General features: G+C 65.8%; 4 protein-coding genes. 3 read left to right on the top strand and 1 reads right to left on the bottom strand.

Annotated features, from left to right (window positions below; genetic code table 11):
• Positions 1–136: 136 nt before the first annotated feature.
• A complete protein-coding gene (locus ABZV38_RS39145; protein WP_356333597.1) occupies positions 137–2,836 on the bottom strand; it encodes a transglycosylase domain-containing protein in 2,700 nt (899 codons plus the stop codon).
• A 377-nt stretch (positions 2,837–3,213) separates the two neighbouring features.
• Between ABZV38_RS39145 and ABZV38_RS39140 the strand changes: the two genes are divergently transcribed.
• From ABZV38_RS39140 to ABZV38_RS39130, 3 genes are all read left to right on the top strand, one after another.
• Positions 3,214–3,921 carry a helix-turn-helix transcriptional regulator gene (locus tag ABZV38_RS39140; protein WP_356333595.1) on the top strand — a complete coding sequence of 236 codons (708 nt, stop codon included), beginning with the start codon at positions 3,214–3,216 and terminating at the stop codon, positions 3,919–3,921.
• Between the two features lie 67 nt (positions 3,922–3,988).
• The gene (locus tag ABZV38_RS39135; protein WP_356333593.1) at positions 3,989–5,071 is read left to right on the top strand and encodes an inositol-3-phosphate synthase; all 1,083 of its coding nucleotides are present in this window, start codon (positions 3,989–3,991) and stop codon (positions 5,069–5,071) included.
• Between the two features lie 124 nt (positions 5,072–5,195).
• Positions 5,196–6,464 carry an MFS transporter gene (locus ABZV38_RS39130; RefSeq protein ID WP_356333591.1) on the top strand — a complete coding sequence of 423 codons (1,269 nt, stop codon included), beginning with the start codon at positions 5,196–5,198 and terminating at the stop codon, positions 6,462–6,464.
• Positions 6,465–6,600: the final 136 nt, after the last annotated feature.

The raw sequence follows: 6,600 nt of genomic DNA, 5'->3' as shown, positions 1-6,600 counted from the left end.
ACACATAAAAATTCAGTCTCAGTCATTATGGTGTGGCGGGGGGGGCCGGCGGCCCCGCCCCCCCCCCCCCGCCGCGACCCTCACCTGTCTTCTTCGGCCGATCGAATCGCTGGGTCACCGATCGGCCGCGGCGACGTCAACCGGCCGGGCCTCCGAAGATGCTGCCGTTCCCGTTCCCGTTGCCTCCCCCGGGGTTCCCGGGAGACGACGACGGCCCGGTCGGGGTGGGCGTACCTCCCGTGCCGCCGCTGGTAGTACCGGGGGTGCCGCCTGTGCCGGTGCCACCGCTGTTGTTCTGGCAGTTCCAGTCCCATGCCCCGCAACTGTTGCTCGGGTCGGAGGTCGGAACGGAGGGAGTCGTCGAAGGCGTCAAGGACGGCATGCTCGAAGGAGTCTCCGACGGCGTGGCGCTCGGCGTCGGCGAGGGGCTCGGCACGCCGATCGTCTCGCCCCAGGGCTGCGGCTTCGGGAAGCTCTCGGGCGTCGTTCCGTCCAGCGCTTCGATCATGTAGTCGTGCCAGATCTGGGCCGGGAACGAGGCACCGTGGATTGTCTGCTCGCCACCCGTCCCGTACATCTTCTCGAACTTACGGTTCTGGTGCTTCTCGTTGTCGTCCAGCCGGTACATGCTGATGGCCGTCGACAGCTGCGGGGTGTAGCCCACGAACCAGGCGGACTTGTTGTCGTCCGTCGTACCCGTCTTGCCCGCCACGTCGCGGCCGGGGAGCTGGGCAGGTGTGCCGGTTCCCTTCTCCACGACGTTCTTCAGGACGTCGGTGACGTTGTCGGCGATGGCGTCGTCGAAGGCGCGCTTGTTGACCTTCTTGTGCCGATAGATGACCTCACCGCGAAGCTTGACCTCTTCGACCGAGTAAGGATCGTGCCGCATACCGCTGGTGGCGAAGGTGCCGTACGCCCCCGCCATCCGGATCGCACTCGGCTGGGACGTACCGATGGAGAAGGACGGAACGGTCGAGTCCGCCATGGACCTGTCGTCGCGCAGACCTGCGGCGATGGCGACCTCCTTCACCTTGTCGGTGCCTACGTCCATACCGAGCTGGACGTACGGGGAGTTGGCCGACCACTGCATGGCCTCGCGAAGGGTGATGTTGCCCCTCGACTCATGGCCGTCATTGGACTGCAGCCACTCCTTGCCGTTCTCATCGGTCCAGACCTCACCGTCGTACTTCTTGATCTTCAGCATGTCGTCGGCGTTGTAGATGCTCTTCGGCGAGACCTGGGTACGTGCCGAATCGACCTGGTCCTCGCCGAGTTTCGGGTCACGCTTGCCGTACTGCATCGCGGCCGTCAGCACGAACGGCTTGAAGGTCGAACCGACCTGCGCACCGGTGGTGTCGGCGTTGTTGGTGTAGTGCGTCGTCGCATCCTGGCCGCCGTAGATCGCGGCGATGGCACCAGTTTCCGGATCCACCGACGCGCCACCGAACTGAACGTGCGTGTCCGTCTTAGGGCGCTGCTTCGGCTTGATCTTGCTGTCGTAGACCTTCTTGACCGCGGCGTTGAGCTTGTTCACCTTGCTCTTCACGAAGGTGGTGTGGATCTCGTATCCGCCCTGGGCGAGCTTGTCCGCGGTGACGCCCGTGGTGTTGTTGTTGAGGAAGTTCGCCTTGGCCAGGTCCACCAGATAACCGATCTGGCCGCCCAACTTCGCAGTCTTCTTCGGCGGGTCCGGCGTGGGGAACCCCTGCTTCAGGTACTTCTGGCGATCCTCGGGCTTCATCCGGCCGTCCTTCACCTCTTCCTCGAGGATCCAGGCCCAGCGCGTCTTCGCGCGAGCCAGGTTCTTCGCCGCGGTGGCCTGTATGGGGTCGTACTCGGGCGCACCCGCCGGATCGTAGTAGGTCGCGCCCTTGAGCAGCGTGGCCAGGAAGGCACACTCGCTCGCGTCCAGTTCCCTGGCGTCCTTGCCGTAGTACGTACGCGCTGCGGCCTGGAGCCCCGATGCACCTCGTCCGTAATACGAGATGTTGAGGTAGCCCTCCATGATCGTGCGCTTGGTCTCCGTCTTGCCGACCTTGAGCGTGATGAAGAGCTCTTCGAACTTACGGCTCAGAGTCTGTTCCTGATTGAGCCGCGAGTTCTTCACATACTGCTGGGTGATCGTCGAGCCACCCTGGGTCTCACCGCCCTTGGCCATGTTGTACAAGGCCCGGGCGATACCCATGGGGTCGATACCACTGTCCGTTTCGAACGATTTGTTCTCTGCCGAGATGACAGCGTTCCGCATGGCTACGGGGATCTGCGAGTAATCGATGATCTGACGGTTGGTCTCACCACCCGTCGCGACCATCTGCGTGTTGTTAGCCCAGTAGTAGACGTTGTTCTGCGCCCTGGCAGCATCCTTCACCTTGGGCGTGCCGACCATCGCGTACGCCAGCCCGGCGAAGCCCATGAGCAGGCCGAGGAAGCCGATGCACAGACCGGAGACCAGCTTCCACGACGGCAGCCAGCGCCTCGCTCCGTACTTGCCGGCGCGCGGGTAGTCGATGAAGCGCTTCTTGACAGGAGGCTGATTACCGCGCCCCCGGCCCCGGCCGGGGCCTTCGCGCCCGTCGCCGCCACCGCGACGGCGACCCCCTCCGCCATAACCTGCGCCACCCCCCTCGGCGGCACGACGTCCGCCGCGCTGGGCGGCCCTCCTCGCCTCGGCGCGTCCGCCGTACGGACTCTCCCCGCCATAAGAATCGGAAGGTGACTCGACAGTTACTCCGCGTGACGGCGCTGCAGGGCGTCCTGAGGACGACTGGGCGGCTCGTCTGGCCGCGGCACGCCCGCCACCTTGCGGTTGCTGCGTTTTGCGACGGTGCTCGCTCATCGAACGACTACTCCTCGGGCAGGCGAGAACGCCTGGAAGCGGCAGTTGAGATCCGGTCCCCCCGAATTACGGACCAGCCCTGCGACAGGCTCATCCGCAGCCGATCCGGTCGGTCCGCGATGACTGACGCGCGCGGACGCCACACGGTTCCCGGTGGTCTGCATCCCGCACAGACTACGCACGCTCAAAACCCCCCTAGAGCCGAAGTTCACCCCAAATAACGCAAGTCGCTTCCTACGAATTGATGATGTGACGCCGTTCACGACGGTCCCCCTTGTCGCAACGCGATGAGCGATCTATCGTCTGGATGTATCGAGTCGATACATCAGCTCGGCATAGGGCTCCGCGAGAGCACTCGGAGTAAGGAGGAGGCGAAGTTGAGCAGACGCTCCGGCATCCTCGAATTCGCCGTACTCGGCCTGCTCCGCGAGTCGCCGATGCACGGGTACGAACTGCGCAAACGCCTCAACACCTCGTTGGGGATCTTCCGCGCCTTCAGCTACGGCACCCTCTACCCCTGCCTCAAGACGCTGGTCGCCAACGGCTGGTTGATCGAGGAGACAGGAAATGCTCCCGTCGACCTCCCACCCGTCACCGGCCGTGCGGTCGCCCCTGCTTCTTCACTGGCTGGGCGACGCGCCAAGATCGTCTACCGGCTGACGGCAGAAGGTAAGGAGCACTTCGAGGAGCTGCTCTCGCACACCGGCCCCGACTCCTGGGAGGACGAGCACTTCGCAGCCCGCTTCGCCTTCTTCGGGCAGACGGAGCACGAGGTGCGGATGCGCGTGCTGGAAGGCCGCCGCAGCCGGCTGGAGGAGCGCCTGGAGAAGATGCGCGCCTCTCTGGCACGAACCCGCGAACGACTCGACGACTACACACTTGAGCTGCAGCGACACGGCATGGAGTCCGTGGAGCGCGAAGTGCGCTGGCTGAACGAGCTCATCGAGAGCGAGCGGTCGGGACGGGATCGGCGACGATCCTCGCCCGAGAGCTCGGCTCCGCAGAATACAGCAGGAGAGACGGACGGCCTGCCCCGGCATCGGGGTCATACCCCGCCGGATCCGTCCGACGACACCGGCAAATGAAGTCCCGGCAGTTCCGCAGGGCCTTCATCGGAATCACCGAGAACACTCAACACAGGGAGCAACCGGAATGGGTTCGGTTCGCGTAGCCATCGTCGGCGTGGGCAACTGCGCCGCCTCGCTGGTGCAGGGCGTCGAGTACTACAAGGACGCCGATCCGGCCGGCAAGGTGCCCGGTCTGATGCACGTCCAGTTCGGCGAGTACCACGTGCGTGACGTCGAGTTCGTCGCCGCCTTCGATGTCGACGCGAAGAAGGTCGGCCTCGACCTCGCGGACGCCATCGGCGCGAGCGAGAACAACACGATCAAGATCGCCGACGTGCCGAACACCGGCGTGACCGTCCAGCGCGGCCACACCCACGACGGTCTGGGCAAGTACTACCGCGAGACCATCGAGGAGTCCCCCGAGGCCCCGGTCGACATCGTCCAGGTCCTCAAGGACAAGCAGGTCGACGTTCTCGTCTGCTACCTGCCCGTCGGTTCCGAGGTCGCTGCGAAGTTCTACGCGCAGTGCGCCATCGACGCCAAGGTCGCGTTCGTCAACGCCCTCCCGGTCTTCATCGCCGGCACCAAGGAGTGGGCTGACAAGTTCACCGAGGCCGGTGTCCCGATCGTCGGTGACGACATCAAGTCTCAGGTCGGCGCCACCATCACGCACCGCGTGATGGCGAAGCTCTTCGAGGACCGGGGTGTCGTCCTGGACCGCACGATGCAGCTGAACGTCGGCGGCAACATGGACTTCAAGAACATGCTCGAGCGTGAGCGCCTTGAGTCCAAGAAGATCTCCAAGACGCAGGCCGTCACCTCCCAGATCCGTGACCGTGATATGGGCGCGGACAACGTGCACATCGGCCCGTCGGACTACGTGGCCTGGCTGGACGACCGCAAGTGGGCGTACGTGCGCCTCGAGGGCCGCGCCTTCGGTGACGTTCCGCTGAACCTGGAGTACAAGCTCGAGGTCTGGGACTCCCCGAACTCCGCCGGTGTCATCATCGACGCCGTGCGCGCCGCGAAGATCGCCAAGGACCGCGGCATCGGTGGCCCGATCCTCTCCGCGTCCTCGTACTTCATGAAGTCCCCGCCGGTCCAGTACTTCGACGACGAGGCCCGCGAGAACGTCGAGAAGTTCATCAACGGCGACGTCGAGCGCTGACCCGACCGGCAACGGCGTGTCACCGTAGGGGCGTGACGAGCGGCAACGCTCCGTCTCTCCCACATCGTTGAGGGTCCCTGGGCAATCCGCCCAGGGACCCTCAACGTATGTGACCCTTGCCCTCATGCCTGTCGTACGTGATCTGCGCGTACTCCTGCGCCTTCGGAACTTCCGTCGTCTGCTCGCCGTACGGCTCCTCTCCCAGTCCGCCGACGGCGTCTACCAGGTCGCCCTCGCCGCACACGTCGTCTTCTCCCCGGAGAAGCAGACATCGGCGGGAGCCATCGCCTCCGCGATGGCCGTACTGCTGCTGCCGTACTCACTCATCGGCCCCTTCGCCGGCGTCTTCCTGGACCGCTGGCCGCGCCGCCAGGTCTTTCTGTACGGCAACCTGCTGCGCGCTGCCCTCGCCTGCTGCACCGCCCTGCTGATCCTCGGCACCGCGCCCGACTGGCTCTTCTACGCCTCGGCCTTGTGCGTCACCGCGGTCAACCGCTTTGTGCTGGCGGGTCTCTCGGCCGCACTGCCCCGGGTGGTCGACAGGGACCGGCTGATCATGGCCAACTCGCTCTCACCGACCGCGGGAACGCTCGCCGCCACGGCGGGCGGCGGCCTTGCCTTCGCCGTACGTCTGGTCGCGGCGGACTCAGATGCAGCAGTCGTGCTGCTGGGTGCGGGGCTCTACCTTGCGTCGGCGCTGGCATCCCTGCGCCTCGCGGCCGATCTCCTCGGGCCGGATCCGGACGGCCCGCGTCTCCGGCTGAAGGACGCCCTGGCCACCACCGCACAGGGACTCGTCGGCGGACTGCGCCATCTGGCGGAACGGAAGGACGCAGCACGGGCGCTGGCCGCCATCACGGTGATCCGGTTCTGCTACGGGGCGCTGACCGTCATGGTGCTGATGCTGTGCCGGTACGCCTGGTCCGACAGCGACTCCGGCGGACTGGCCCTGCTCGGCCTTGCCGTGGGGTTCTCAGGTGCGGGATTCTTCGCGGCGGCCGTGGTGACGCCCTGGGCGGTGGGGCGACTCGGCCGGTTCCGCTGGATAGCGGCCTGTGCAGCCACGGCCGCCGTCCTCGAACCAGCGCTGGGGTTGTGGTTCAGCCCCAGACCGATGCTGGTCGCGGCGTTCGTCCTCGGATTGGTCACCCAGGGAGTGAAGATCGCAACGGACACCGTCGTGCAGACCTCGGTGGACGACTCCTTCCGCGGCCGGATCTTCGCCCTGTACGACGTGCTGTTCAACGTGGCCTTTGTGGGCGCTGCCGCAGTAGCCGCCCTGGCCCTGCCTCCTGACGGCGAGTCGGCCACCGTGGTGATCGGAGTTGCCGCGCTCTACACGATCGTCGCAGTGGCGATGTTCCGGTGGAGCCGCGCCGCCGGGGTGCTATAGCGTGCGCGCGCCAAAACCTCCGGCAGCCGTAAGAGCCGAAGCGGTGTGGTTCTCTGCCTGACGCCGATGAAGCCGACGGGCTGATCTCAAAGCCGGCCGATGCGACGAGGGGCACTGTTTCACGTGAAACAGTGCC

The organism is Streptomyces sp. NPDC005181, assembly GCF_040608395.1.
Classification (GTDB): Bacteria; Actinomycetota; Actinomycetes; order Streptomycetales; family Streptomycetaceae; genus Streptomyces.
The sequence above is the reverse complement of the archived record's forward strand: the minus strand, read 5'-3'. Positions and strand labels throughout refer to the sequence as shown.

Bases quoted from the DNA above. Each gene is read 5' to 3' on its own strand.
- ABZV38_RS39145 (WP_356333597.1), bottom strand. From the start codon at position 2,836: ATGAGCGAGCACCGTCGCAAAACGCAGCAACCGCAAGGTGGCGGGCGT.
- ABZV38_RS39130 (WP_356333591.1), top strand. From the start codon at position 5,196: ATGCCTGTCGTACGTGATCTGCGCGTACTCCTGCGCCTTCGGAACTTC.
- ABZV38_RS39135 (WP_356333593.1), top strand. From the start codon at position 3,989: ATGGGTTCGGTTCGCGTAGCCATCGTCGGCGTGGGCAACTGCGCCGCC.